Origin of the sequence: Klebsiella sp. CN_Kp106 (assembly GCF_040064575.1) — a bacterium.
Classification (GTDB): domain Bacteria; phylum Pseudomonadota; class Gammaproteobacteria; order Enterobacterales; family Enterobacteriaceae; genus Klebsiella; species Klebsiella michiganensis.
In genome coordinates this window covers 1-25,525 of record NZ_JBEAIG010000066.1, presented here as the reverse complement: position 1 = coordinate 25,525, position 25,525 = coordinate 1, and the positions used below count along the sequence as shown (strand labels likewise).

Sequence of the window (25,525 nt, the reverse complement as noted above, 5' to 3'; positions counted from 1 at the left end):
ATTCACTCCTTAACGGTGGTATGGCGCCGACAACCGGTGCACTGCCTCCACAAATACGCCCGCATGTTCCGGGTCGACGTCCTGATGAATGCCGTGCCCAAGGTTAAAGACATGGCCTTCGCCCTGGCCAAACCCGGCGAGAATGGTCGCCACCTCTTCTTCGATGCGCGCCGGAGGGGCATAGAGCATCGAGGGATCCATATTGCCCTGCAGGGCGACTTTATGGCCGACGCGACGCCGCGCATCGGCGATATCGGTCGTCCAGTCGAGCCCCAGCGCATCGCAGCCGGTTTCCGCCATCGCTTCCAGCCACTGCCCGCCGCCTTTGGTAAACAGCGTCACCGGCACGCGGCGGCCATCGTTCTCACGCAGCAGCCCATCAACGATTTTATGCATGTAATAGAGCGAGAACTGCTGATAATCGCGGCCGGTCAGCACCCCGCCCCAGGTATCAAAGATCATCACCGACTGCGCGCCCGCTTTGATTTGCGCATTCAGATACAGCGTGACGCTTTTCGCCAGCTTATCGAGCAGCGCATGCAGGGCCTGCGGCTCGGCGTACATCATCTTTTTGATCACCGTAAACGCTTTGCTGCTGCCGCCTTCCACCATGTAGGTCGCCAGCGTCCACGGGCTGCCGGAAAAGCCAATCAGCGGCACTTCTCCCTTCAGCTCACGGCGGATGGTGCGCACGGCGTTCATCACGTAGCCAAGCTCATCTTCCGGGTCGGGGACGGGTAATTTATCGACATCCGCTTTGCCGGTAATGGGTGAGGTAAAACGCGGGCCCTCCCCGGCTTCGAAATAGAGCCCCAGCCCCATCGCATCCGGGATGGTGAGAATGTCCGAGAAGAGGATAGCCGCATCCAGCTTATAGCGGCGCAGCGGCTGCAGCGTCACTTCACAGGCAAGCTCGGCGTTTTTACACAGCGACATAAAATCGCCCGCCTCGGCGCGGGTGGCCTTATATTCCGGTAAATAGCGGCCCGCCTGACGCATCATCCATACCGGGGTGACATCAACCGGCTGGCGTAGCAGCGCGCGCAGGTAGCGATCGTTCTTCAGTTCGGTCATTTTTACATTCCTTTAGCGTTGATGCGCCAAGTTTATACACAAAATCATTCAAAGTGGATCGAGGCGGCAATTGAATGAACCCCAGGAGCTTACTCAAGTAAGTGACTGGGGTAAGTGAAAGCAGCCAACAAAGAGGCAATTTGAAGGATAAAGTATATGTAACATGTCACTCATACTCTGCCCGACACATCGCCACGGTATCTTCAATCAGACGGCGCGCCACGGTGCCCGGCGGTGGCAAAAGCGGCAGATTGTCATAGCGATACCATCCCGCCTCCAGCAGCTCTTTCTTGTCGATGACAATCTCGCCGCTATCGTACTCGGCCATAAACGCGGTCATCAGCGATTGTGGGAACGGCCAGGGCTGAGAGGTCACGTAGCGCAGGTTTTTCACCTTAATGCCGCTCTCCTCCATCACCTCGCGGGCAACGGTCTGCTCCAGGGTTTCGCCGACTTCGACAAACCCGGCCAGCACCGTATGCACGCCGTTACGATGGCGAGTATGCTGCGCCAGCAGGATAGAATCATCCCGACGGATGGCGACGATAATGCACGGGGCGATTTGCGGGTAGTAGCGTTCGCGGCAGTGGCTGCACAGCATTGCCCACTCGGTTTTGCTGGGGTGCATAGGATGGCCGCAGTAGCCGCAGAATTTGTGTGAGCGGTAGAATTCCGCCAACTGGATCCCGCGTCCCGCCAGTTGAAAAAGGCCAGCATCCTGATCGAGCACCTGACGCAGCGATCCCATCTCATGCCGGCGATCCTGGCGGACCAGCCACACCGGATCGCCCTGCCATTCTCCGATTCGCAGCGCGGGCTGCCCCGCAAGATTAAAATTTACCGCTTCGCCGTAGGGCAATTCTCCGTCGGGCAACCATAATTTCTGTTCGTGGCTGACGATCCACCAGCCGCGATCTAATTTTTCAATAATACGATCCATATCTATTGCACTACCTTTATTTTACTGGCACTTTTAACATTAAATTTACATTTTGGTGAGCAACGTATTTCTCTTAAAACCTTGCGGAGTCAACCATGTTAAACCAGCTGGAAAACCTGACGGAACGTGTTGGAGGCAGCAATAAACTGGTCGATCGCTGGCTACAAGTACGTAAGCATTTGCTTGTGGCTTACTACAACCTGGTTGGCCTGAAGCCCGGCAAAGAATCATTTATGCGGCTTAATGAGAAAGCGCTGGATGATTTTTGTCAAAGCCTGGTGGACTACCTCTCCTCCGGCCATTTTAATATTTATGAACGCTTTATCGGCGAATTGGAAGGCGATACGCCACTTTTAGCCGCCACTAAGATTTATCCACAGCTGCAGGCCAATACCCAGCAGATCATGGATTATTACGACTCCTGCCTCGAAAACGCCATCGATCACGATAACTACCTTGAGTTCCAGCAGGCGCTGTCGGACATCGGCGAAGCGCTGGAAGCGCGCTTTGCGCTGGAAGATAACCTGATCGCCCTCGCCGTCGCCCACAGCCGCAAAGACAACGTCAGCGACAATATCGCGCCGACCGCTTGAGTTGTGAGCCATTAACGCGTAGTTTACATACATTCCCCCTCACGGAGAGGGGATGTCATCTTGTCGGAGTGCCCATTTTCCACACTGGAAAAGGCTGAGACCGTTAATTCGGGATCCGCGGAACCTGATCAGGCTAATACCTGCGAAGGGAACAAGAGTAAACTGCGTTTAGCATCTGCCTCTTCAGGGCCGATCGCATCTGTTACTCCATCCGTCGTCTGGCAAGCCATATCCTGTTTAACTGGAATGAGCTATGTCTACAACCAAACTCACGCGTCGAGAGCAACGCGAACGCGCCCAGCGCTTTATCGACACCCTGGAAGGTACCGCATTTCCCAATTCGCAGCGCATCTATATCCCCGGTTCGCAGGAAGATATTCGCGTACCGATGCGCGAAATTCAGCTGAGCCCGACGCTTATTGGCGGCAGCAAAGATAATCCTCAGTACGAAGCGAACGAAGCTATTCCGGTCTATGACACCTCCGGCCCCTATGGCGATCCGCACGTCGCGATTAACGTTCAGCAGGGTCTGGCAAAACTGCGTCAGCCGTGGATTGATGCGCGCCGCGACTGCGAAGCACTCAGCGATCGCAGCTCGGCCTATACCAGAGAGCGGCTGGCGGATGATGGCCTCAACGAACTGCGCTTTACCGGCCTGCTCACGCCCAGGCGCGCCATCGTCGGGAAATGCGTGACGCAGCTGCACTACGCCCGTCAGGGGATTGTCACCCCGGAAATGGAGTTCATCGCCATTCGTGAGAATATGGGCCGCGAGCGTATTCGTGGCGAAGTGCTGCGCCAGCAGCATCCGGGCGTTGGGTTTGGCGCGCGGCTGCCGGAGAATATCACCCCGGAGTTTGTGCGGGCTGAAGTCGCCGCCGGGCGCGCGATTATCCCGGCCAATATTAATCATCCGGAATCCGAACCGATGATTATTGGCCGCAACTTCCTCGTGAAGGTTAACGCCAATATCGGCAACTCGGCGGTCACCTCGTCGATTGAAGAAGAGGTCGAGAAGCTGGTGTGGGCGACGCGCTGGGGAGCGGATACGGTCATGGACCTCTCCACCGGCCGCTATATTCACGAGACCCGCGAGTGGATCCTGCGCAATAGTCCGGTACCGATCGGTACGGTGCCGATCTACCAGGCTCTGGAGAAGGTCAACGGGATCGCCGAAGATCTCACCTGGGAAGCCTTCCGCGATACGCTGCTCGAGCAGGCGGAACAGGGGGTGGACTACTTCACCATCCATGCGGGCGTGCTGCTGTGCTACGTGCCGATGACCGCCAGGCGCCTGACCGGCATCGTCTCCCGCGGCGGCTCAATCATGGCGAAATGGTGCCTGTCCCATCACAAAGAGAATTTCCTCTACCAGCATTTCCGCGAAATCTGCGAAATCTGCGCCGCCTATGACGTCTCGCTGTCATTGGGCGACGGCCTGCGTCCCGGCTCGATTCAGGATGCCAACGACGAAGCGCAGTTCGCCGAACTGCACACCCTGGGCGAACTGACCAAAATCGCCTGGGAGTATGACGTACAGGTGATGATCGAAGGCCCGGGCCACGTGCCGATGCAGATGATTCAGCGCAATATGACCGAAGAGCTGGAGCACTGCCACGAAGCGCCGTTCTACACCTTAGGGCCGCTAACCACCGATATCGCGCCGGGCTATGACCATTTCACCTCGGGAATTGGCGCCGCCATGATCGGCTGGTTCGGCTGCGCGATGCTCTGCTACGTGACGCCAAAAGAGCACCTCGGCCTGCCGAATAAAGAAGACGTTAAGCAGGGCCTGATTACCTACAAAATTGCCGCCCACGCCGCCGATCTCGCCAAAGGCCACCCCGGCGCGCAGATCCGCGATAACGCCATGTCGAAAGCGCGCTTCGAGTTCCGCTGGGAAGATCAGTTTAATCTGGCGCTCGACCCGTTCACCGCGCGCGCTTACCACGACGAAACCCTGCCGCAGGAGTCAGGCAAAGTGGCCCACTTCTGCTCCATGTGCGGCCCTAAATTCTGCTCAATGAAGATAAGCCAGGAAGTTCGCGACTACGCCGCCGCGCAGACCATCGAAGTGGGGATGGCCGATATGTCGGATAACTTTCGCGCCCGCGGCGGTGAAATCTATCTACGTAAGGAGGAAGCCTGATGTATCAACCCGATTTTCCATCCGTCCCTTTCCGCCTGGGGCTTTATCCAGTCGTCGATAGCGTCGCGTGGATCGAACGCCTGCTGGATGCGGGCGTTCGCACTATCCAGCTGCGTATCAAGGATAAACGCGATAGCGAAGTCGAAGACGATGTGGTTGCCGCGATCGCCCTGGGGCGCAAATATGATGCGCGGCTGTTTATTAATGATTACTGGCGTCTGGCCATCAAACATCAGGCCTACGGGGTGCATTTAGGCCAGGAAGATCTGGAAACCACCGACCTCAGCGCCATCCGCAACGCCGGGCTGCGCCTTGGCGTTTCGACGCATGATGATATGGAAATTGATATCGCGCTGGCGGCGCGTCCCTCTTACATCGCGCTTGGGCACGTTTTTCCAACGCAAACCAAGCAGATGCCTTCCGCCCCTCAGGGGCTGGATCAGCTGGCGCAGCATATTCAGCGACTCGGGGTTTATCCAACCGTGGCGATTGGCGGCATCAGCCTTGAGCGCGCCCCGGCGGTACTGGCGACCGGCGTCGGCAGCGTTGCGGTGGTCAGCGCCATTACTCAGGCGGCCGACTGGCGACAGGCAACGGCCCGGCTGCTCGAGATAGCGGGAGCCGGTGATGAATGACAGCGATTTTATGCGCTATAGCCGCCAGCTGCTGCTGGAGGATATCGCCATTGAAGGCCAGCAAATGCTGCTGGCCAGCCGGGTGTTGATCGTGGGTCTCGGCGGGCTGGGCTCTCCCGCCGCGCTCTATCTTGCCGGCGCTGGCGTCGGCACGCTGGTGCTGGTCGATGACGACGACGTGCACGTCAGTAACCTGCAGCGACAAATTTTGTTCACCAGCGAGGATATCGCTCAGCCTAAAACCACGGCCGCCAGGGCCCGGCTGGCTCAGTTAAATCCGCAGATTGAACTGATTGCGCTGAAGCAGCGGTTAGGCGGAAAGGCCCTGCAGGATGAAGTGGCGAAGGCCGATGTGGTACTGGATTGCACCGATAACATGGCGACTCGTCAGGCGATCAACGCCGCCTGCGTCGCGCTTAAAACGCCGCTGATTACCGCCAGCGCCGTCGGGCTTGGGGGGCAGCTGATGGTACTGACGCCGCCGTGGGAGCAGGGCTGCTATCGCTGTCTGTGGCCGGACGCTAACGAGCCTGAGCGCAACTGCCGTACGGCGGGCATTATCGGTCCGGTGGTTGGCATGATGGGTACCCTACAGGCGCTGGAGGCCATCAAGCTGCTCGCTGGCATGATGGCCCCGCGGAACACGCTGCGCCTGTTCGATGCCCGAACCAGCAGCTGGCGCACTCTCGCGCTCCAGCGGGCTCAGGGCTGTCCGGTATGCGGAGGGCAGCATGCGGATATGGTTTAACGATGAACCGTTGCAGTGCGCCGAAGCGACCTCCGTCGCCGATCTGCTCACGCAGCTGGAACAGCAGCAGCCGGGCGTCGCGCTGGCGCTCAATCAACGCATCCTGCCGCGTGAACGGTGGGAAGATCATCTCTTACAGGAAGGCGATCAAATCCTGCTTTTTCAGGTTATCGCTGGAGGCTGACATGTTACGTATTGCGGATAAAACCTTTGAGTCACATCTTTTCACCGGCACCGGTAAATTCGCCGCCCCCGACGTCATGGTGGAGGCCATTCGCGCCTCCGGCAGCCAGCTGGTGACGCTGGCGATGAAGCGCGTCGATCTCCGTCAGCATAATGACGCGATCCTCGCGCCGCTGCTGGCGGCCGGCGTTAGCCTGCTGCCCAACACCTCCGGCGCCAAAACGGCGGAAGAGGCGGTATTTGCCGCCCGCCTGGCGCGGGAGGCGCTGGGCACCCACTGGCTGAAGCTGGAAATTCATCCGGACGCCCGCTGGCTGCTCCCCGATCCGATCGAAACGCTGAAAGCGGCGGAGATTCTGGTACGGGAAGGCTTCGTGGTGCTGCCCTACTGCGGCGCCGACCCGGTGCTGTGCAAGCGCCTTGAAGAAGCGGGCTGCGCGGCGGTGATGCCGCTCGGCGCGCCCATCGGCTCCAATCAGGGGCTGGAAACTAAAGCGATGCTGGAGATTATTATCGCGCAGGCCACGGTGCCGGTAGTCGTTGACGCGGGTATTGGCGTGCCGAGCCACGCGGCGCAGGCGCTGGAAATGGGCGCTGACGCGGTACTGGTGAATACCGCCATCGCCGTTGCCGACGATCCGGTAACCATGGCGCGGGCCTTCCGTTTAGCGATCGATGCCGGCTTGCTGGCCCGACAGGCAGGCCCGGGCGTGCGCAGCGCGCAGGCGCAGGCCACCAGCCCGCTGACCGGCTTTCTGGAGGCGCGGGTATGAACACCTTCACTGACCGTTGGCGGCAGCTGGACTGGGACGATATTCGCCTGCGAATCAACGGGAAAACCCCCGCCGACGTTGAACGCGCCCTGGCGGCAAAACAGCTCAGCCGTGACGATATGATGGCCCTGCTTTCCCCCGCCGCCGCTGGCTATCTGGAGCCTCTGGCCCAGCGCGCTCAGCGCCTGACTCGCCAGCGTTTTGGTAATACCGTCAGCTTTTATGTCCCGCTGTATCTCTCTAATCTCTGCGCCAACGACTGTACCTACTGCGGTTTCTCAATGAGTAACCGCATCAAGCGCAAGACTCTGGATGAGGCGGAAATAGCCCGTGAATGCGCGGCGATCCGCGAAATGGGCTTTGAGCATCTGCTGCTGGTGACCGGCGAACATCAGGGCAAGGTCGGCATGGACTACTTTCGTCAACATCTGCCCGCGATTCGCCGCCAGTTCGCCTCGCTGCATATGGAGGTCCAGCCGCTGGCGATGGAAGAGTATGCCGAGCTGAAAACCCTCGGTCTGGACGGGGTGATGGTCTATCAGGAGACCTATCATGAAAGCATGTATGCGAAACACCATCTGAAAGGGAAAAAGCAGGACTTCTTCTGGCGGCTGGATACGCCGGACAGGCTTGGGCAGGCGGGGATTGATAAAATTGGCCTTGGCGCACTTATTGGCCTTTCCGACAGCTGGCGGGTGGACTGCTTTATGGTGGCGGAGCATCTGCTGTGGCTCCAGCAGCATTACTGGCGCAGCCGCTACTCCATCTCCTTCCCACGTCTGCGGCCTTGCGCGGGAGGTATCGAGCCCGCCTCATTAATGGATGAACGGCAGCTGGTGCAAACTATTTGCGCCTTCCGCCTGCTGGCTCCGGAAGTGGAACTCTCGCTCTCCACCCGCGAATCCCCCTGGTTCCGCGATCGGGTGATCCCGCTGGCCATCAACAACGTCAGCGCCTTTTCGAAAACCCAGCCCGGCGGGTATGCCGATAACCATCCGGAGCTGGAGCAGTTCGCGCCTCACGATGACCGCCGCCCGGAAGAGGTCGCCAGCGCGCTGGTGGCCAGTGGTCTACAGCCGGTATGGAAGGATTGGGACAGCTGGCTGGGACGCGCCTCCCAATCGTCATGATAACGAATGTAATTTCTTAAACGTTCTTCATGCACGATCGTAATAAGAGAAACGGGAGATTGTGGCCCTGTTCCCGTTTCTCTATTCTGCCCCTGTCAGCAGCGGACGCTGACCAGGGCGAATATTCACTCTTCCTCCTTTTCGCCCTGCTTCCGCCTCTTTGCGGCAACGGTAATTCCATCAATATCGAATATTAATCAGTCCATATCACAACGTCAGCGTTATAATTACCGGAGTTTTATCTGATTCGCTCAGCAGGCATGCTGGCTAAACCTGCGTCTCCACCCACGGTTTAACGCTTCTGGAACGATTTACGACTCATGGCTCGTCATAATAGAAAGCTCTCTTTCACCACGCCGATTATCATCGGATTTGCGGGTATTTTATTCAGCTTCTTGCTGATAGCGGTGTTTGCCACGACGACGCAGAGGAATGATTTTCTCGAAGATTATCATCATATTAATCGCAATTTTACCCACAATATGGCGACCAACTACACTGAGACGCTGCTGCAGGGCAACGACTTTATCCTCACCCGCGCCGCCACTTTCTTTGCCCGCAACGATGCGCTGAATGAGGCGGTTAACGTCAATCCGGAAAAAGGGTTGATGCAGCTAATGCAGTTGCAAAATATGATGCAGACCGTTTCGTCCATCTCGCTGGCGGATACCAATGGGCACTATCTGCGCGCGCCCGAGGTTCTGGAGACGGAAGACAGCCAGTCCTTCGATGCCAAAACAAGGCCGTGGTTTATTAAGCAAGCGGAAGCCAGTACCTTCAGTCGGTATACCAGCCCGTACAACGACTACTTCACGCATCATCCGACGATTACCGTCTACAAACCCATAATTTCTCCAGAGGGACGGCTAAAGGGCAGTCTCGCGTTTCATCTCGATCTCACCTCAATGGGCTACGCGTTACGGCAGATGGTTGCACCGGTCCAGGGGGAATTTTTTGTGGTGCAACGCGATGGTAAAGTCGTTCTCCATCCCGACCCTGGCGCTTTATTTAAACCCTACGTCAGTGAAGCCTTGATGGACAGAATGACCAGCGGCGAAGGCCAGCTTTACGATACCAATACGGACACCTGGTACTATTACTACTCCTTTACCAACCCCGACTGGTTTGTTATTTATCGGGTCGATAACTCGACGCTGGTCAACTTAACGCGCCATGAAACGGATATCGTCGCCTGGAGCTTTGCCCTGGCCGCGATCGTTATCGTGCTGTTTGGACTGTATCTGCGCCATGCTTCACGTACGGTGTTGATGAACATCATCAATGCCATCAAAACCGGGGATGTAAAGCGCGCCCCGCGGCTGGAAGCGATGCTCAGCAAAGCCATCGAGAGCAATAAGCAGCGCGAGTTAACCTACGTTCGCCAGGCGACCATCGACGCGCTAACCGGCTGCAAGAACCGACGCGCCTTCGACAGCGATATCGCCGCGCTGATGAACGATCATCAGCCCTTTTCTCTTGCGCTGGTGGATATTGATAACTTTAAAACGATAAACGACACCTGGGGTCACCTCAACGGCGATATCGTGCTGCGCAATGTCGCCCGGGAAGGGCTGCAAATCCTCCAGCCCCTGCAAATTTCGCTTTACCGCTACGGCGGCGAAGAGTTTGCGGCGATCTTTACCACCGGACATAGCGATGACGCCCTGATGCTGCTGGAGAGCTGGCGGGCCCGCGTTGCGCAGCGCTCCTGGCGTGAAGAAGGGCTAACGGTCACCTTCAGCGCGGGACTGGGGGAATGGAATATGGAGCCCCTGGAGCAGCTTGTCGTACGCGTTGATGAAGCGCTGTACAAAGCCAAGCAGCAGGGCAAGAATCGCATCGTCCGCGCTTAACAGAGCCCACCGTTTCAGGCCTGTCGGACGCGGCTTTTAGCGTTTTCTCCCCCAGAACCGAAACCGGTTTCATTATTTTGTGATGACTTACACACAATCACCGTAAAGCGGTTGTCCCGCCCGCCTGCCCGCGATAAAGATGGTACATCAAGGAACATAAGGGCCAACAATTATGAAGAATATCGTTTTATGCTGTGCCGCAGGAATGTCCACCAGCATGCTGGTTCAACGTATGCAGGCCGCTGCGCAACAAAAAGGCGTGGAAGTCTCCATCAAAGCCGTACCGGTTGCCGAGTTTAAAGATAATCTTGCCGCTGCCGATATTATCCTGCTCGGCCCTCAGGTGAAGTACGAGCAGGCCAAGCTACAGGCAATGGCCGACCCGTTTGGTAAAAAAGTCGCCGTCATCGATATGATGGATTACGGCATGATGAAAGGCGATGCCGTGCTTGATAAAGCCCTGAAGCTGATGGAGTAAGAGATGGAAGATTTAGAAACGATCATCATGGAGCTGCTGGTTAACGCCGGTTCTGCGCGCAGCTCGGCGTTAACCGCTCTGCAGCTGGCGCGTAAAGGCGATTTTGCTGCGGCCGAACAGGCGATGGCGGAATCCCATGAATTCGTCAAGCATGCGCATAAAATCCAGACCCAGCTGATTGGCATGGATGAAGGCAGCGGCAAGCTTCCGGTTAACCTGATTACCGTACACTCTCAGGACCACCTGATGAACGCGATGGTCATTCAGGATCTGGCTACCGACATGATTGAGCTCTATCGCCGAATTCCGCTCGCACAATAACGTCAACGACTTAACAGGCGCCGCTACCGGCGCCTGTATCCTCTTAAAGAAATCCGTACATCGCCGCAAATACCCAGCCAAAGACGCAAGAGACGCTGACGCCAATGAGCCCTGGCAGAATAAAGCTATGGTTAATCACAAAGCGGCCGATATGCGTGGTACCTGAGCGGTCGAACTGAATCGCCGCCAGATCGCTTGGGTAGGTCGGCAGAATGTAATAGCCGTAGCAGGCGGGCGCGGAAGCGACGATGTAGGCCGGATCGACGCCAATCGCCAACGCCACCGGAACGATCGCCGCCAGCGCAGCCGCCTGGGAGTTAACAAACTTCGATACCAGCAGCAGAACGATAGCGTAGGCCCACGGGTACTCCTTCACCATCTCCCCGAGCACGCCTTTAATCTCGGTCATGTGCGCGCCGAACATCGTTTCCGCCATCCACGCGATGCCGTACACGGCAACGATAGCGATCATCCCGGAACGGAACACCTCATTTTTGGAGATCGAAGCCGGATTCGTTTTCGTAATGATGATGATGAGCGCCCCGGAGAGCAGCATAAACATCTGGATCACCAGCACCATCGACAGCGGCTTACCATCGAATGCCGGACGCAGTTCGGAGAAGGCGCCGAGCAGGGCGACAACCGCGATTGAGGCCAGAAAAATCCACATCGCAATCCAGTTGCTGGTCGGAAGCTTTCTATCCAGCAGCGTGGCCGTGTCCCCGTACACGTAGTGACGGTTTTCCGGTACCGCAATAAAGGCCTGGAAGGTTTCGTCTTTATCGAGGTCTTTGCCGCGAAACCAGCTGAAGATACCAATGGCCAGAATCCCCAGCAGCGTGGACGGAATGGTTATCGCCAGCAGGTCGAGAAATTCAAGGTGCTTGCCGTTAAAGGTAAAGTTGCCAAGCATTGCCACCAGCGAGACAACCGCCACGGAAACCGGGCTGGCGATAATCCCCATCTGTGCGCCGATCGAGCTGGCGGCCATGGGTCGCTCCGGACGGATGTTATTTTTGATGGCGACATCATAAATAATCGGCAGAATGGTATATACCACGTGCCCCGTGCCGCAAAGAATCGTCAGCGTACAGGTGACGAATGGCGCGACGATCGAGACATATTTCGGGTTTCGCCGCAGGAGTTTCTCGGCAATCTGCAGCATCACGTCTAAACCACCGGAAGCCTGCAGCGTCGCCGATGCCGCCACGACGGCGATAATGACCAGCATGACATCGACGGGCGGTTTTCCAGGCTTCAGGTGAAAAACAAAGACCAGGATAACTAGCCCAATGCCGCCTAAAAGACCGAGCGCAATGCCGCCCTTTCTCGCACCATAGAACAAACAAATTAAGATAATGATAAGTTGTATAGCAAATTCCATACATCCCCCAGAAGCTATCCATTAAATAACGACAATATTCTCCGCTTTGTTTTTATTAGCTCACCTCCTCCATCGCCTTTTAACAGGCGTAACAATCCCCTCGGCTGCGGTAAACCGAAAAGAACCGGGAAAGTAATCACATGATTATTTTAGTTTTTTGACTATATAGCGTTTGCGGTGCTTATTTTTTGACACGCGTAGAATTTTCACCCTTTCATTGAAGATGAAAAACAGTCATGGAAATAAATCATTATAGGAGTGGTTTATATTTGCTAATTAATTGCAGCTATTACATCAATAAAATGTAATAAAAAAGTAGACGGAATAAACTGGCAGGCAATAAAAAAGCCAGTCAGGTGACCTGACTGGCTTTTTGAGCGTTTAGCGAATCAACGATTAATCGTTGTCAGAACCGCCCAGACCCGCGTTCAGCAGTTCTGCCAGGTTAGCAGAAGCTTCTTCCACGCTGACCTGCGGCGCTGCTGGCAGTTCGCCCGCTGCGCGACGGCGCATACGATCCTGGTGGTACGCATAACCGGTACCGGCCGGGATCAGACGACCCACGATAACGTTCTCTTTCAGGCCACGCAGTTCGTCGCGTTTACCCGCAACGGCTGCTTCGGTCAGGACACGCGTGGTCTCCTGGAACGATGCGGCAGAGATGAACGATTCGGTTGCCAGGGACGCTTTGGTGATACCCAGCAGATCGCGGGAGAATGTTGCACCCACTTTGCCGTTCACTTCCAGATCGCGGTTAGCAATCTTAACGCGAGAGTATTCAACCTGTTCGCCTTCCAGGAAGTCGGAGCTACCGGCGCTTTCGATGGTCGCTTTACGCAGCATCTGACGAACGATAACTTCGATGTGCTTATCGTTAATCTTAACGCCCTGCAGACGGTATACGTCCTGAACTTCGTTAACGATGTAACGAGTCACAGCATGCACGCCACGCAGACGCAGAATGTCGTGCGGCGCTTCCGGACCGTCGGAAACCACGTCACCACGTTCTACGCGTTCACCTTCGAACACGTTGAGCTGACGCCACTTAGGAATCATCTCTTCGTACGGATCGCTACCGTCTACCGGGGTGATAACCAGACGACGTTTCCCTTTGGTTTCTTTACCGAAGGAAATGATGCCGCTGATTTCAGCCAGGATTGCCGGCTCTTTCGGACGACGCGCTTCGAACAGGTCGGCAACGCGCGGCAGACCACCGGTGATGTCCTTGGTACCGCCGGATTCCTGCGGTACACGTGCCAGGGTGTCACCAGAACTGATCTGGACGCCATCTTCCAGCTGAACAATCGCTTTACCCGGCAGGAAGTACTGCGCAGGCATATCGGTGCCAGGGATCAGAACGTCATTGCCCTGAGCATCAACGATTTTCAGCGCCGGACGCAGATCTTTACCGCCAGTGGTACGCTCTGCAGAATCCAGAACCACCAGAGAAGACAGACCGGTCAGCTCGTCGGTCTGACGAGTAATGGTCTGGCCGTCAATCATGTCAGTGAAGCGGACAAAACCACTCACTTCGGTGATAACCGGCATGGTGTGCGGATCCCAGTTTGCTACGGTTTCACCGCCGGCAACCTGCTCGCCATCACCTTTCGCCATAACAGAGCCGTAAGGCACTTTATAGCTCTCTTTGGTACGACCGAATTCGTCGATCAGCTTCAGCTCGGTATTACGGGAAGTAATAACCAGCTTACCGCTGGAGTTCACAACCGACTTCGCATTGCTCAGACGGATGCTACCTTTGTTTTTCACCTGGATGCTGGACTCAGCAGCCGCACGAGATGCCGCACCACCGATGTGGAACGTACGCATCGTCAGCTGTGTACCCGGCTCACCGATGGACTGTGCCGCGATAACGCCGATAGCCTCACCTTTGTTGATGATGTGGCCACGCGCCAGGTCACGACCGTAGCAGTGCGCACATACACCAAAGTCGGTGTCACAGGATACAACGGAACGCACTTTGACGGAGTCAACGGAGTTCTCTTCCAGCAGATCGCACCAGTGCTCGTGCAGCAGCGTGTTGCGTGGAACCAGAATGTCCGCCGTACCCGGCTTCAGAACGTCTTCAGCGGTCACACGACCCAGTACGCGATCGCGCAGCGGCTCTTTAACATCGCCACCCTCGATAACCGGGGTCATGGTGATGCCTTCCAGGGTGCCACAGTCGTCTTCAGTCACGACCAGGTCCTGCGCAACGTCAACCAGACGACGAGTCAGGTAACCGGAGTTCGCCGTTTTCAGTGCGGTATCCGCCAGACCTTTACGCGCACCGTGCGTGGAGATGAAGTACTGGAGTACGTTCAGACCTTCACGGAAGTTCGCGGTGATTGGCGTTTCGATGATGGAGCCATCCGGCTTCGCCATCAGACCACGCATACCGGCAAGCTGACGAATCTGTGCAGCAGAACCACGCGCACCGGAGTCGGCCATCATGTAAATGCTGTTGAAGGAGACCTGCTGCTCTTCTTCGCCGTTACGGTTAATAACGGTTTCAGTTTGCAGGTTGTCCATCATCGCTTTGGATACACGATCGTTCGCCGCGGCCCAGATATCGATAACTTTGTTGTAGCGTTCGCCAGCGGTAACCAGACCCGACTGGAACTGCTCCTGAATCTCAGCAACTTCCGCTTCCGCTTCGCTGATGATCTCGTATTTTTTCTCCGGGATGACCATGTCATCGATACCAACGGATGCACCTGAGCGCGCTGCATAAGCAAAGCCGGTGTACATCGTCTGGTCCGCAAAAATAACGGTCGGTTTCAGGCCCAGAATACGGTAGCAGGTGTTCAGCATCTTAGAGATGGCTTTCTTGCCCAGCGCCTGGTTGACGATGGAGAAAGGCAGACCTTTCGGTACGATCATCCACAGAATGGCACGACCAACGGTCGTATCTTTCAGGCTGGTTTTCGCAACGAACTCGCCGTTTTCATCTTTTTCGTATTCGGTGATACGCACTTTAACGCGCGCATGCAGAGAGGCCAGGCCAGCGCGATAAATACGCTCAGCTTCTTTCGGGCCAGTCAGCACCATGCCTTCGCCTTTGGCGTTAACACAGTCACGGGTCATGTAGTACAGACCCAGTACAACGTCCTGAGACGGAACGATGATTGGTTCGCCGTTCGCCGGAGACAGGATGTTGTTGGTAGACATCATCAGCGCACGCGCTTCGAGCTGGGCTTCCAGCGTCAGCGGTACGTGAACAGCCATCTGGTCACCATCGAAGTCGGCGTTGTATGCCGCACAAACCAGCGGGTGCAGCTGAATAGCTTTACCTTCGATCAGTACCGGCTCAAATGCCTGGATACCCAGACGGTGCAGGGTTGGTGCACGGTTCAGCAGTACCGGGTGTTCGCGGATCACTTCGTCCAGGATATCCCAAACGACAGCTTCTTCACGCTCAACCATTTTCTTAGCGGCTTTGATGGTGGTGGCGAGGCCACGCAGTTCCAGCTTGCCGTAGATGAACGGTTTGAACAGCTCCAGCGCCATTTTCTTCGGCAGACCGCACTGATGCAGACGCAGGTATGGACCTACGGTGATTACAGAACGACCGGAGTAGTCAACGCGCTTACCGAGCAGGTTCTGACGGAAACGACCCTGCTTACCTTTGATCATATCGGCCAAAGATTTCAGAGGACGTTTGTTAGAACCGGTGATCGCACGACCGCGACGACCGTTATCCAGCAGGGCGTCGACCGCTTCCTGCAGCATACGTTTTTCGTTGCGTACGATGATGTCCGGCGCAGCCAGATCCAGCAGACGTTTCAGACGGTTGTTACGGTTAATGACGCGACGATACAGATCGTTCAGGTCAGAAGTCGCGAAACGACCGCCATCCAGCGGAACCAGCGGACGCAGATCTGGCGGCAGAACCGGCAGAACGGTCAGGATCATCCACTCCGGCTTGTTGCCAGACTGTACGAACGCTTCCAGCAGTTTGATACGCTTGGTCAGCTTCTTACGCTTGGTTTCGGAGTTGGTTTCGTTCAGCTCTTCGCGCAGAGTTTCGCACTCTTGCTCCAGATCCATGCTCTTCAGCAGGGCCTGGATAGCTTCCGCACCCATCTTCGCGTCAAATTCGTCACCGAACTCTTCCAGCGCATCCAGATACTGTTCTTCAGTCAGGATCTGCTGGCGTTCCAGGTTGGTCATACCGCCTTCGATAACCACATAGGATTCGAAGTACAGCACGCGTTCGATATCGCGCAGCGGCATATCGAGCAGCAGGCCGATACGGGACGGCAGAGACTTCAGGAACCAGATGTGGGCGGTCGGAGACGCCAGCTCGATGTGGCCCATACGCTCACGGCGCACTTTAGTCTGGGTCACTTCAACGCCGCACTTCTCACAGATCACACCGCGGTGTTTCAGGCGCTTGTACTTACCGCACAGGCACTCGTAGTCTTTTACTGGCCCGAAAATACGCGCACAGAAAAGGCCGTCACGCTCAGGTTTGAACGTACGGTAGTTAATGGTTTCCGGCTTTTTAACTTCACCAAAAGACCATGAACGGATCATGTCTGGCGATGCCAGAGCAATTTTGATCGCATCAAACTCTTCGGTTTTAGTTTGCGCTTTCAGAAACTTTAATAAGTCTTTCACGGATTTGCTCCCGTCGGAGTTAGCACAATCTGGCGCCGGGTCTTACCCCGGCACCAGTGACCTGTTTGAGCGAGAGTTACTCGTCTTCCAGTTCGATGTTGATGCCCAGCGAGCGAATCTCTTTCAACAGTACGTTGAAGGATTCCGGCATGCCCGGTTCCATCTGATGGTTGCCGTCCACGATGTTCTTATACATCTTAGTACGGCCGTTCACGTCATCAGACTTAACGGTGAGCATTTCCTGCAGGGTGTATGCTGCGCCATATGCTTCCAGCGCCCACACTTCCATCTCCCCGAAGCGCTGACCACCGAACTGCGCCTTACCACCCAGCGGCTGCTGAGTAACCAGGCTGTAAGAACCGGTAGAACGCGCATGCATCTTGTCATCAACCAGGTGGTTCAGTTTCAGCATGTACATGTAGCCAACGGTAACCTGGCGCTCGAATTGCTCACCGGTACGACCGTCGAACAGGGTGATCTGGCCGGAAGTCGGCAGGCCACCAAGCTGTAACAGTTCCTTGATTTCAGACTCTTTCGCACCGTCGAAGACCGGCGTTGCGATCGGCATACCTTTTTTCAGGTTTTCAGCGAGACGCATAACTTCTTCGTCAGTGAAGGTATTCAGATCAACCTTCTGACGCACGTCGGTGCCCAGATCGTAGGCACGCTGGATGAATTCGCGCAGTTTGGCGACTTCCTGCTGCTGTTTCAGCATGGCGTTGATTTTCTCGCCAATACCTTTCGCAGCCATACCCAGGTGAGTTTCCAGGATCTGACCGATGTTCATACGAGACGGTACGCCCAGCGGGTTCAGTACGATGTCAACCGGCGTGCCGTTTTCATCGTAAGGCATATCTTCGATCGGGTTGATCTTAGAGATAACACCCTTGTTACCGTGACGGCCTGCCATTTTGTCACCAGGCTGAATCTGACGTTTAACGGCCAGATACACTTTGACAATCTTCAGCACGCCCGGTGCCAGATCGTCGCCCTGAGTGATTTTGCGGCGTTTCGCTTCGAGTTTTTTCTCGAACTCGTGTTTCAGTTCGTCGTACTGCTCAGCCAGCTGTTCCAGCTGATTCTGTTTCTCTTCGTCGGTCAGGCCCAGTTCCAGCCAGCGATCGCGCGGCAGCTTATCGAGCTTCTCAGCTTCGATACCGCCGGAGACCAGCACCGCGTAGATACGACCAAACAGGCCAGCTTCGAGGATCTGCAGTTCTTCAGACAGGTCTTTCTTCGCCTGTTTGAGCTGCATCTCTTCGATTTCCAGCGCGCGTTTGTCTTTTTCTACGCCGTCGCGGGTAAAGACCTGAACGTCGATAATGGTACCGGAGACACCGTTTGGTACGCGCAGGGAAGAGTCTTTAACGTCAGACGCTTTCTCACCGAAGATCGCACGCAGCAGTTTCTCTTCCGGCGTCAGCTGGGTTTCACCTTTCGGCGTTACCTTACCAACCAGAATATCGCCACCGGTCACTTCCGCGCCGATATAAACGATACCGGATTCATCCAGTTTAGAGAGCGCAGCTTCACCCACGTTCGGGATGTCGGCGGTGATCTCTTCCGGCCCCAGCTTGGTGTCACGAGACACGCACGCCAGTTCCTGAATGTGGATGGTGGTAAAACGGTCTTCCTGGACAACGCGCTCGGAAACGAGGATGGAGTCTTCGAAGTTGTAACCGTTCCACGGCATGAACGCGACGCGCATGTTCTGACCGAGCGCCAGTTCACCGAGGTCGGTAGACGGGCCGTCAGCCAGCACGTCACCGCGCTCAATCGGCTCACCCAGAGAGACACACGGCATCTGGTTGATGCAGGTGTTCTGGTTAGAACGGGTGTACTTGGTCAGGTTATAGATGTCGATACCGGCTTCGCCCGGGTACATCTCGTCTTCGTTAACTTTGATAACGATACGGGAAGCATCCACGTACTGAACGGTACCGCCACGTTTAGCGACCGCAGTTACACCGGAGTCAACGGCAACAGCACGTTCCATACCGGTACCAACCAGCGGCTTATCAGCGCGCAGAGTCGGAACGGCCTGACGTTGCATGTTCGCACCCATCAATGCACGGTTGGCGTCATCGTGTTCCAGGAACGGGATCAGGGACGCACCGACGGATACCACCTGCTGGGTGGATACGTCCATGTAGTCAACCTGGTCGCGGCTGAACAAGCTGGATTCGCCTTTACTACGGCAGGTAACCAGATCTTCTACAAAGTGGCCTTCGTCATCCAGGTTGGAGTTCGCCTGAGCAATAACGTAGTTGCCTTCTTCGATAGCAGACAGGTAATGAATTTCGTCGGTTACAACACCGTCAGTCACTTTACGGTACGGGGTCTCGAGGAAACCGTATTCGTTCGTCTGTGCGTACACGGACAGGGAGTTGATCAGACCGATGTTCGGACCTTCAGGCGTTTCGATTGGACATACGCGACCGTAGTGGGTCGGGTGTACGTCTCGAACTTCAAAGCCTGCGCGTTCACGGGTCAGACCGCCCGGGCCGAGTGCAGAGATACGACGTTTGTGCGTAATCTCAGACAGCGGGTTGTTCTGGTCCATAAACTGAGACAGCTGGCTGGAGCCAAAGAACTCTTTCACTGCCGCAGAAATCGGCTTGGCGTTGATCATATCCTGAGGCATCAGGGTATCCAGATCGCCCAGAGACAGACGCTCTTTCACCGCACGCTCTACGCGGACCAGGCCAACGCGGAACTGGTTTTCCGCCATTTCGCCAACGGAACGGATACGACGGTTGCCGAGGTGGTCGATATCATCGACTTCGCCTTTACCGTTACGGATATCGATGAGCTTCTTCATCACTTCGATGATGTCTTCTTTGCTCAGGATACCGGAACCTTCGATTTCGTCGCGCAGCAGAGAACGGTTGAACTTCATACGACCTACCGCGGACAGATCGTAGCGGTCTTCGGAGAAGAACAGGTTCTCGAACAGGCTTTCAGCCGCTTCACGAGTCGGCGGCTCACCAGGGCGCATCATGCGGTAGATTTCTACCAGCGCGCTCAGACGGTCGTTGGTCGGGTCGACGCGTACAGTCTCAGAGATGTACGGACCGTGATCCAGATCGTTGGTGAACAGCGTTTCGATACGCTTATGGCCAGACTGGCTCAGCTTGGCCAGCAGATCCAGGCTCAGCTCCATGTTCGCCGGGCAGATCAGCTCGCCAGTAGATTCGTCAACATAGTCTTTAGAGGCAACTTTGCCAGCGATGTACTCAACCGGAACTTCGATATGTTTGATATCGTCTTTTTCCAGCTGGCGAATGTGACGTGCGGTGATGCGACGCCCTTTCTCAACGTACACTTTGCCGTTCGCTTCGATGTCGAAGGAGGCCGTTTCGCCGCGCAGACGCTCCGGTACCAGTTCCATCTGCAGCTTGTTATCGCGAATTTCAAAGACCACTTTCTCGAAGAACAGGTCAAGGATCTGCTCAGTGGTGTAATTCAGCGCGCGCAGGATGATGGTAGCCGGCAGCTTACGACGACGGTCGATACGGACAAACAGGTTGTCTTTCGGGTCGAACTCGAAGTCCAGCCAGGAGCCACGGTAAGGAATGATACGTGCGTTATACAGGACCTTACCGGAAGAGTGGGTCTTACCTTTGTCACTGTCAAAGAAGACGCCCGGGCTACGGTGCAGCTGAGAAACGATAACGCGCTCGGTACCGTTGATAACGAAGGTACCGTTGTCGGTCATGAGCGGAATTTCGCCCATGTAGACTTCTTGCTCTTTAATGTCTTTAACGGTGCCTTCCGGCGCTTCGCGCTCGTAGATCACCAGACGCAGTTTGACGCGCAGCGGTGCCGAGTAGGTCACGCCACGGATCTGACATTCTTTAACGTCAAAAACCGGTTCGCCCAGACGGTAGCTGACGTACTGCAGCTCAGAGTTACCGCTGTAGCTTTTGATCGGGAATACGGAACGGAAAGCTGCTTCCAGACCATACTGCCCTTCAGGATCTTGCTCGATGAACTTCTGAAACGAGTCAAGCTGGATAGAAAGGAGATAAGGTATGTCCAGAACCTGCGGACGTTTACCAAAATCCTTACGAATACGTTTTTTCTCGGTATAGGAGTAAACCATAGGGTTCCTCAGCTCGCTGACAAGTCGACCCATCTGCCCACATAAGGCAGTTTTTTATGCAACACTATTTTGTTGACCGGAAAATGGAACACTTTCCGCAATACCTGTTTCTATCACGCTTAAACCATTTCATTGCGATTTACACAGCTCAGGAGCCCTAACCTGTCGCAGTATATTAAGTCGTCTATAGAAACAAGCATTGTCAGGACAACCAGTAGTCAAACAGTGTGAAATTCTACTGGCGCCTTACAGCGCAAAAAGGCTGGTGACTAAAAAGTCACCAGCCATCAGCCTGATTTCTCAGGCTGCAACCGGAAAGGTTGGCTTATTTAACTTCAACTTCAGCGCCAGCTTCTTCCAGAGATTTTTTCAGTGCTTCAGCGTCATCTTTGCTCACGCCTTCTTTCAGAGCGGCCGGAGCAGATTCTACCAGGTCTTTAGCTTCTTTCAGACCCAGGCCAGTTGCGCCACGTACTGCTTTGATAACGGCAACTTTGTTAGCGCCGATACCTTTCAGAATTACGTCGAATTCAGTTTTTTCTTCAGCAGCTTCAACCGGGCCAGCAGCTACAGCTACAGCAGCAGCAGCGGAAACACCGAATTTTTCTTCCATTGCAGAGATCAGCTCAACAACGTCCATTACGGACATAGCGGATACTGCTTCAATGATTTGATCTTTAGTGATAGACATTTAAATTGTTCCTGAATATCAGAATAAGTTTATACGTAAGCGAATGCTTCACAAAGACAACTGCGATTAAGCAGCTTCTTTCGCATCGCGTACAGCAGCCAGAGTGCGAACCAGTTTGCCAGCCGAAGCTTCTTTCATGGTTGCCATCAGGCGTGCAATTGCTTCTTCGTAGGTCGGCAGAGTTGCCAGGCGGTCGATTTGCGACGCCGGGATCAGCTCACCTTCAAAGGCTGCGGCTTTGACCTCAAATTTTGCATTCGCTTTCGCGAACTCTTTGAACAGACGAGCGGCAGCGCCCGGGTGTTCCATAGAGTATGCAATCAGGGTCGGACCAACAAACGTGTCTTTCAGGCACTCGAAAGGAGTACCTTCAACGACGCGGCGCAGCAGGGTGTTACGAACAACACGCATGTATACGCCAGCTTCACGACCTGCTTTACGCAGTTCAGTCATTTTGTCTACAGTCACGCCACGGGAATCCGCAACTACTGCAGACAGCGCGCCTTTGGCTACTTCGCTGACTTCAGCAACAATCGCTTGTTTGTCTTGAAGATTTAAAGCCATTAGCTTTGCTCCTGGATGTTTGCCAGAGCTCATGCTCCGGAACTCACTTCACTCGACTCAAAGAGAAGAGCGTCTTAATACGGTGAGCAGAAACAAGCCAGAGTATCCAAAAATAATCTTAGCGTTCTGTCACCGTCTACGCAGGGCATTAAGTCTCTTGCGAAACACCTGCGGTCTTCGACGGAGGCCTGGATAGGCCAGGCTCCAACGAACAAATCTTGTCTATCCGTCGCTATTCAATCTGTGGCGGCATTGACTACCTTCGTTCACACCAGTCACATAGTTAACTATGCTCCAGGCGATTCACTCATTTGTCGCCTTGCCACAGCCTGAATATCTCGGCTATACGTCTGCTATAAGCAGAATACGTGGGGGTAAGATTGTAGACAAATTCACCGCCCACGTAAAGCTAATCTTAGTTCGCAGAAGCGCTCAGACCAGCCTGATCAACGGCAACGCCAGCACCCATGGTGGTGGAGATGCTGATTTTCTTGATGTACACGCCTTTAGCTTGAGTCGGTTTTGCTTTTTTCAGCGCAACCAGCAGAGCTTCCAGGTTTTCTTTCAGTTTATCAGCGTCAAAATCCACTTTACCGATGGTGGTGTGGATGATGCCGTTTTTGTCGTTACGGTAACGAACCTGACCTGCTTTAGCGTTCTTAACCGCTTCAGCAACGTTCGGCGTTACGGTACCCACTTTCGGGTTTGGCATCAGGCCGCGCGGACCCAGAACCTGGCCCAGCTGGCCAACAACGCGCATTGCATCCGGGGAAGCAATAACAACGTCAAAGTTCATTTCGCCTTTTTTGATCTGGTCAGCCAGATCTTCCATACCTACCAGCTCTGCGCCAGCAGCTTTAGCTGCTTCAGCGTTCGGGCCCTGGGCAAATACGGCTACGCGAACTGAACGGCCAGTACCGTGCGGCAGTACGGTCGCGCCGCGGACGTTCTGGTCAGATTTACGCGCGTCGATGCCGAGGTTAACGGCAACATCAACGCTTTCAACGAACTTAGCAGTAGCCAGTTCTTTCAGCAGAGAGATGGCTTCGTTGATGTCGTACTGTTTGGTCGCATCAACTTTGTCACGAATCACGGACATGCGCTTGGTCAGTTTAGCCATTTCTTAGTCCTCCACTACCAGGCCCATGGAACGTGCAGTACCTTCAATGGAGCGAGTCATCGCTTCAATGTCGGAACCAGTCATGTCGGCAGCTTTGGTCTGCGCGATTTCCTGCAGCTGAGCGCGGGAAATTTTACCTACTTTGTCTTTGTTCGGTTTACCGGAACCAGACTTGATACCAGCCGCTTTTTTCAGCAGAACTGCTGCCGGCGGAGTTTTGGTAACGAAGGTGAAAGAACGGTCAGCGTAAACGGTAATAACAACCGGGATCGGCAGACCTTTTTCCAGGGATTCAGTTTTTGCGTTGAACGCTTTGCAGAATTCCATGATGTTCACACCCTGCTGACCCAGTGCTGGACCAACCGGCGGACTCGGGTTTGCCATACCAGCTGCAACCTGCAGCTTGACATAGGCTTGTACTTTCTTAGCCATGTAAATTTCCTCGTTTGGGTGTAGCGCCTAAAAAGGCTCCCCGTGATAAATATCGCTTTATGGGAATCAGACCCATAAAAACAAAAGGCGCGAAATTGTATGTCAATTCCGCGCCTCATGCAACGATTAAAACGTTGCTTTTTTGATCGGCTGTTAGGCTTTTTCTACCTGAGCGAAGTCCAGCTCAACCGGCGTCGCACGACCGAAGATAGAAACGGACACTTTCAGACGAGACTTCTCGTAGTCCACTTCTTCAACCACACCGTTAAAGTCGGCAAATGGACCGTCGCTAACGCGAACCATTTCACCCGGCTCAAACAGCGTTTTCGGCCGCGGCTTATCGCCAACCTGCTGCAGACGGTTCATGATCGCGTCGACTTCTTTGTCGCTGATCGGTGCCGGACGGTCAGATGTACCGCCGATGAAACCCATCACACGCGGTACGCTGCGCACCAGGTGCCAGCTCGCGTCGTTCATCACCATCTGGACCAGCACGTAGCCCGGGAAGAATTTGCGTTCGCTTTTACGACGCTGGCCGCCGCGGATTTCGACCACTTCTTCGGTCGGTACCATGACTTCGCCAAACAACTCTTCCATATTGTGTAATTTGATATGTTCACGCAACGAGGTAGCTACGCGACCTTCAAAACCGGAAAACGCCTGAACGACGTACCAGCGTTTTTTAGGAGCTTCAGACATCTCAGAACCTCAGGCCAGTGATAAAGGATACCAGGCGAACCAGAATACCATCCAGTCCCCACAGGATCAGTGACATTACGGCAGTCACTGCGGCAACAATCAGCGTGGTATGCAACGTTTCCTGGCGAGTCGGCCAGATCACCTTGCGGACTTCGGTTCTCGCTTCACGAGCGAAGGCGACTGTCGCCTTACCTTTTGTCGTTAACAGCGCGACACCGCCCGCTGCAGCGATCAGAATCACTACAGCCAGCGCACGCACTGCCAGCATAATGTCACGATAAAGGAAGTTGCCGACGATGGCCACAACCAGCAGCACGACTACGATTGTCCACTTCATCGCTTCGAGGCCGCGCCCGCTCCCTTGAGCTTCGGTATTCGCACTCATAAACCAACCTGTCACAAGAATTCAGACAAATAACTTCACCCCGCATGAAATGCGAGGCGACCAAACCGAAATGCTCTGCTGCGTTTCGGACTTAACGCCCTCTTCAGAGCCTGTCTCAGCAATGATTATGACCCAAAAAATCACTGATGAGCCAGGTTCTGGTGTGAAAGCGTGCAAAAAGGGCATCAAATGATGCCCTTTTATTGCGCATTGCGTCAAATGTTATCAGCAATTAGCCGAGAACTTTAGCAACCACGCCCGCGCCAACGGTACGGCCACCTTCACGGATTGCGAAACGCAGACCGTCGTCCATCGCGATCGGGTGGATCAGGGTAACAACCATTTTGATGTTGTCGCCCGGCATTACCATCTCTACGCCTTCCGGCAGTTCGATGGTGCCAGTCACGTCAGTTGTACGGAAGTAGAACTGCGGACGGTAGCCTTTGAAGAACGGAGTATGACGGCCGCCTTCGTCTTTGGACAGAATGTACACTTCAGATTCGAACTTGGTGTGCGGCTTGATAGAACCCGGCTTAGCCAGTACCTGACCACGTTCGATTTCTTCACGCTTGATACCACGCAGCAGAACACCGACGTTCTCACCAGCACGGCCTTCGTCCAGCAGTTTGCGGAACATTTCAACGCCAG

Annotated in this window: 22 protein-coding genes and 1 riboswitch; of the genes, 10 read left to right on the top strand and 12 right to left on the bottom strand. The window is 54.9% G+C overall.

All coding sequences use genetic code 11. The features are described 5' to 3' along the window. Positions 1 to 9: 9 nt before the first annotated feature. A complete protein-coding gene (gene hemE, locus ABLU96_RS21935) occupies positions 10 to 1,074 on the bottom strand; it encodes a uroporphyrinogen decarboxylase (protein ID WP_014227501.1) in 1,065 nt (354 codons plus the stop codon). A gap of 166 nt (positions 1,075 to 1,240) precedes the next feature. Beyond that, a complete protein-coding gene (gene nudC / locus ABLU96_RS21930; RefSeq protein ID WP_004097667.1) occupies positions 1,241 to 2,014 on the bottom strand; it encodes an NAD(+) diphosphatase in 774 nt (257 codons plus the stop codon). A gap of 95 nt (positions 2,015 to 2,109) precedes the next feature. Between nudC and ABLU96_RS21925 the strand changes: the two genes are divergently transcribed. The 10 genes from ABLU96_RS21925 (at position 2,110) to ABLU96_RS21880 (ending at position 10,877) form a co-directional block, all read left to right on the top strand. Then, positions 2,110 to 2,607 (top strand): Rsd/AlgQ family anti-sigma factor, encoded by a 498-nt coding sequence (locus ABLU96_RS21925; protein WP_014837106.1) that lies wholly within the window; start codon positions 2,110 to 2,112, stop codon positions 2,605 to 2,607. Between the two features lie 54 nt (positions 2,608 to 2,661). Next, a riboswitch (TPP riboswitch) is annotated at positions 2,662 to 2,775 on the top strand. 85 nt (positions 2,776 to 2,860) lie between these two features. Beyond that, entirely contained in the window at positions 2,861 to 4,756 is a 1,896-nt protein-coding gene (gene thiC / locus ABLU96_RS21920) for a phosphomethylpyrimidine synthase ThiC (protein WP_064407365.1), read from the top strand. Then, positions 4,756 to 5,391, top strand: coding sequence for a thiamine phosphate synthase (gene thiE / locus ABLU96_RS21915; protein ID WP_064406634.1), 636 nt, complete (start codon positions 4,756 to 4,758; stop codon positions 5,389 to 5,391). Before thiC ends, thiE begins: the two co-directional genes overlap by 1 nt. Continuing rightward, the gene (locus ABLU96_RS21910; RefSeq protein WP_046878334.1) at positions 5,384 to 6,139 is read left to right on the top strand and encodes a HesA/MoeB/ThiF family protein; all 756 of its coding nucleotides are present in this window, start codon (positions 5,384 to 5,386) and stop codon (positions 6,137 to 6,139) included. The genes thiE and ABLU96_RS21910 overlap by 8 nt, the downstream gene beginning before the upstream one ends. Then, a complete protein-coding gene (thiS, locus tag ABLU96_RS21905; RefSeq protein WP_025107534.1) occupies positions 6,123 to 6,323 on the top strand; it encodes a sulfur carrier protein ThiS in 201 nt (66 codons plus the stop codon). The genes ABLU96_RS21910 and thiS overlap by 17 nt, the downstream gene beginning before the upstream one ends. Before the next feature lies 1 nt (position 6,324). After that, the gene (gene thiG / locus ABLU96_RS21900) at positions 6,325 to 7,095 is read left to right on the top strand and encodes a thiazole synthase (protein WP_025107535.1); all 771 of its coding nucleotides are present in this window, start codon (positions 6,325 to 6,327) and stop codon (positions 7,093 to 7,095) included. Further along, positions 7,092 to 8,225, top strand: coding sequence for a 2-iminoacetate synthase ThiH (gene thiH, locus ABLU96_RS21895; RefSeq protein WP_049102669.1), 1,134 nt, complete (start codon positions 7,092 to 7,094; stop codon positions 8,223 to 8,225). The genes thiG and thiH overlap by 4 nt, the downstream gene beginning before the upstream one ends. A gap of 320 nt (positions 8,226 to 8,545) precedes the next feature. Continuing rightward, complete coding sequence (locus tag ABLU96_RS21890) at positions 8,546 to 10,078, top strand: sensor domain-containing diguanylate cyclase (RefSeq protein ID WP_032747399.1); 1,533 nt, start codon at positions 8,546 to 8,548, stop codon at positions 10,076 to 10,078. A gap of 172 nt (positions 10,079 to 10,250) precedes the next feature. Beyond that, positions 10,251 to 10,556 (top strand): PTS sugar transporter subunit IIB, encoded by a 306-nt coding sequence (locus ABLU96_RS21885; RefSeq protein WP_004097653.1) that lies wholly within the window; start codon positions 10,251 to 10,253, stop codon positions 10,554 to 10,556. Positions 10,557 to 10,559: 3 nt separating this feature from the next. Next, on the top strand, positions 10,560 to 10,877 hold the full coding sequence (locus ABLU96_RS21880; RefSeq protein ID WP_004097651.1) for a PTS lactose/cellobiose transporter subunit IIA: 318 nt from the start codon (positions 10,560 to 10,562) through the stop codon (positions 10,875 to 10,877). Positions 10,878 to 10,920: 43 nt separating this feature from the next. On the opposite strand, the gene dcuB is transcribed toward ABLU96_RS21880, so the two are convergent. From dcuB to ABLU96_RS21830, 10 genes are all read right to left on the bottom strand, one after another. Continuing rightward, a complete protein-coding gene (gene dcuB / locus ABLU96_RS21875; RefSeq protein ID WP_004097650.1) occupies positions 10,921 to 12,261 on the bottom strand; it encodes an anaerobic C4-dicarboxylate transporter DcuB in 1,341 nt (446 codons plus the stop codon). 396 nt (positions 12,262 to 12,657) lie between these two features. Beyond that, the gene (gene rpoC, locus ABLU96_RS21870) at positions 12,658 to 16,881 is read right to left on the bottom strand and encodes a DNA-directed RNA polymerase subunit beta' (RefSeq protein WP_049102668.1); all 4,224 of its coding nucleotides are present in this window, start codon (positions 16,879 to 16,881) and stop codon (positions 12,658 to 12,660) included. A 76-nt stretch (positions 16,882 to 16,957) separates the two neighbouring features. Next, a complete protein-coding gene (gene rpoB, locus ABLU96_RS21865) occupies positions 16,958 to 20,986 on the bottom strand; it encodes a DNA-directed RNA polymerase subunit beta (RefSeq protein ID WP_004097647.1) in 4,029 nt (1,342 codons plus the stop codon). 325 nt (positions 20,987 to 21,311) lie between these two features. Continuing rightward, on the bottom strand, positions 21,312 to 21,677 hold the full coding sequence (rplL, locus tag ABLU96_RS21860; RefSeq protein ID WP_004097645.1) for a 50S ribosomal protein L7/L12: 366 nt from the start codon (positions 21,675 to 21,677) through the stop codon (positions 21,312 to 21,314). Positions 21,678 to 21,743: 66 nt separating this feature from the next. Beyond that, complete coding sequence (rplJ, locus tag ABLU96_RS21855; protein ID WP_004097644.1) at positions 21,744 to 22,241, bottom strand: 50S ribosomal protein L10; 498 nt, start codon at positions 22,239 to 22,241, stop codon at positions 21,744 to 21,746. 415 nt (positions 22,242 to 22,656) lie between these two features. Beyond that, positions 22,657 to 23,361 (bottom strand): 50S ribosomal protein L1, encoded by a 705-nt coding sequence (rplA, locus tag ABLU96_RS21850; RefSeq protein ID WP_004097642.1) that lies wholly within the window; start codon positions 23,359 to 23,361, stop codon positions 22,657 to 22,659. Between the two features lie 3 nt (positions 23,362 to 23,364). Next, positions 23,365 to 23,793 carry a 50S ribosomal protein L11 gene (gene rplK, locus ABLU96_RS21845; protein ID WP_004097640.1) on the bottom strand — a complete coding sequence of 143 codons (429 nt, stop codon included), beginning with the start codon at positions 23,791 to 23,793 and terminating at the stop codon, positions 23,365 to 23,367. Positions 23,794 to 23,946: 153 nt separating this feature from the next. Then, positions 23,947 to 24,492 (bottom strand): transcription termination/antitermination protein NusG, encoded by a 546-nt coding sequence (gene nusG / locus ABLU96_RS21840; protein WP_002438628.1) that lies wholly within the window; start codon positions 24,490 to 24,492, stop codon positions 23,947 to 23,949. Position 24,493: 1 nt separating this feature from the next. After that, positions 24,494 to 24,877, bottom strand: coding sequence for a preprotein translocase subunit SecE (gene secE / locus ABLU96_RS21835; RefSeq protein WP_004097638.1), 384 nt, complete (start codon positions 24,875 to 24,877; stop codon positions 24,494 to 24,496). Between the two features lie 232 nt (positions 24,878 to 25,109). Next, the coding region (locus tag ABLU96_RS21830; RefSeq protein ID WP_341272706.1) for an EF-Tu/IF-2/RF-3 family GTPase at positions 25,110 to 25,525 on the bottom strand (416 nt) is incomplete at its 5' end.

What these genes read in the sequence shown, in the direction of transcription:
- rplL (WP_004097645.1), bottom strand. Translation starts at nt 21,677, where the DNA reads ATGTCTATCACTAAAGATCAAATCATTGAAGCAGTATCCGCTATGTCC.
- thiE (WP_064406634.1), top strand. Translation starts at nt 4,756, where the DNA reads ATGTATCAACCCGATTTTCCATCCGTCCCTTTCCGCCTGGGGCTTTAT.
- secE (WP_004097638.1), bottom strand. Translation starts at nt 24,877, where the DNA reads ATGAGTGCGAATACCGAAGCTCAAGGGAGCGGGCGCGGCCTCGAAGCG.
- hemE (WP_014227501.1), bottom strand. Translation starts at nt 1,074, where the DNA reads ATGACCGAACTGAAGAACGATCGCTACCTGCGCGCGCTGCTACGCCAG.
- rplK (WP_004097640.1), bottom strand. Translation starts at nt 23,793, where the DNA reads ATGGCTAAGAAAGTACAAGCCTATGTCAAGCTGCAGGTTGCAGCTGGT.
- dcuB (WP_004097650.1), bottom strand. Translation starts at nt 12,261, where the DNA reads ATGGAATTTGCTATACAACTTATCATTATCTTAATTTGTTTGTTCTAT.
- ABLU96_RS21885 (WP_004097653.1), top strand. Translation starts at nt 10,251, where the DNA reads ATGAAGAATATCGTTTTATGCTGTGCCGCAGGAATGTCCACCAGCATG.
- nudC (WP_004097667.1), bottom strand. Translation starts at nt 2,014, where the DNA reads ATGGATCGTATTATTGAAAAATTAGATCGCGGCTGGTGGATCGTCAGC.
- rplJ (WP_004097644.1), bottom strand. Translation starts at nt 22,241, where the DNA reads ATGGCTTTAAATCTTCAAGACAAACAAGCGATTGTTGCTGAAGTCAGC.
- ABLU96_RS21890 (WP_032747399.1), top strand. Translation starts at nt 8,546, where the DNA reads ATGGCTCGTCATAATAGAAAGCTCTCTTTCACCACGCCGATTATCATC.
- ABLU96_RS21910 (WP_046878334.1), top strand. Translation starts at nt 5,384, where the DNA reads ATGAATGACAGCGATTTTATGCGCTATAGCCGCCAGCTGCTGCTGGAG.
- thiC (WP_064407365.1), top strand. Translation starts at nt 2,861, where the DNA reads ATGTCTACAACCAAACTCACGCGTCGAGAGCAACGCGAACGCGCCCAG.
- nusG (WP_002438628.1), bottom strand. Translation starts at nt 24,492, where the DNA reads ATGTCTGAAGCTCCTAAAAAACGCTGGTACGTCGTTCAGGCGTTTTCC.
- ABLU96_RS21880 (WP_004097651.1), top strand. Translation starts at nt 10,560, where the DNA reads ATGGAAGATTTAGAAACGATCATCATGGAGCTGCTGGTTAACGCCGGT.
- rpoB (WP_004097647.1), bottom strand. Translation starts at nt 20,986, where the DNA reads ATGGTTTACTCCTATACCGAGAAAAAACGTATTCGTAAGGATTTTGGT.
- thiS (WP_025107534.1), top strand. Translation starts at nt 6,123, where the DNA reads ATGCGGATATGGTTTAACGATGAACCGTTGCAGTGCGCCGAAGCGACC.
- ABLU96_RS21925 (WP_014837106.1), top strand. Translation starts at nt 2,110, where the DNA reads ATGTTAAACCAGCTGGAAAACCTGACGGAACGTGTTGGAGGCAGCAAT.
- thiH (WP_049102669.1), top strand. Translation starts at nt 7,092, where the DNA reads ATGAACACCTTCACTGACCGTTGGCGGCAGCTGGACTGGGACGATATT.
- thiG (WP_025107535.1), top strand. Translation starts at nt 6,325, where the DNA reads ATGTTACGTATTGCGGATAAAACCTTTGAGTCACATCTTTTCACCGGC.
- rplA (WP_004097642.1), bottom strand. Translation starts at nt 23,361, where the DNA reads ATGGCTAAACTGACCAAGCGCATGTCCGTGATTCGTGACAAAGTTGAT.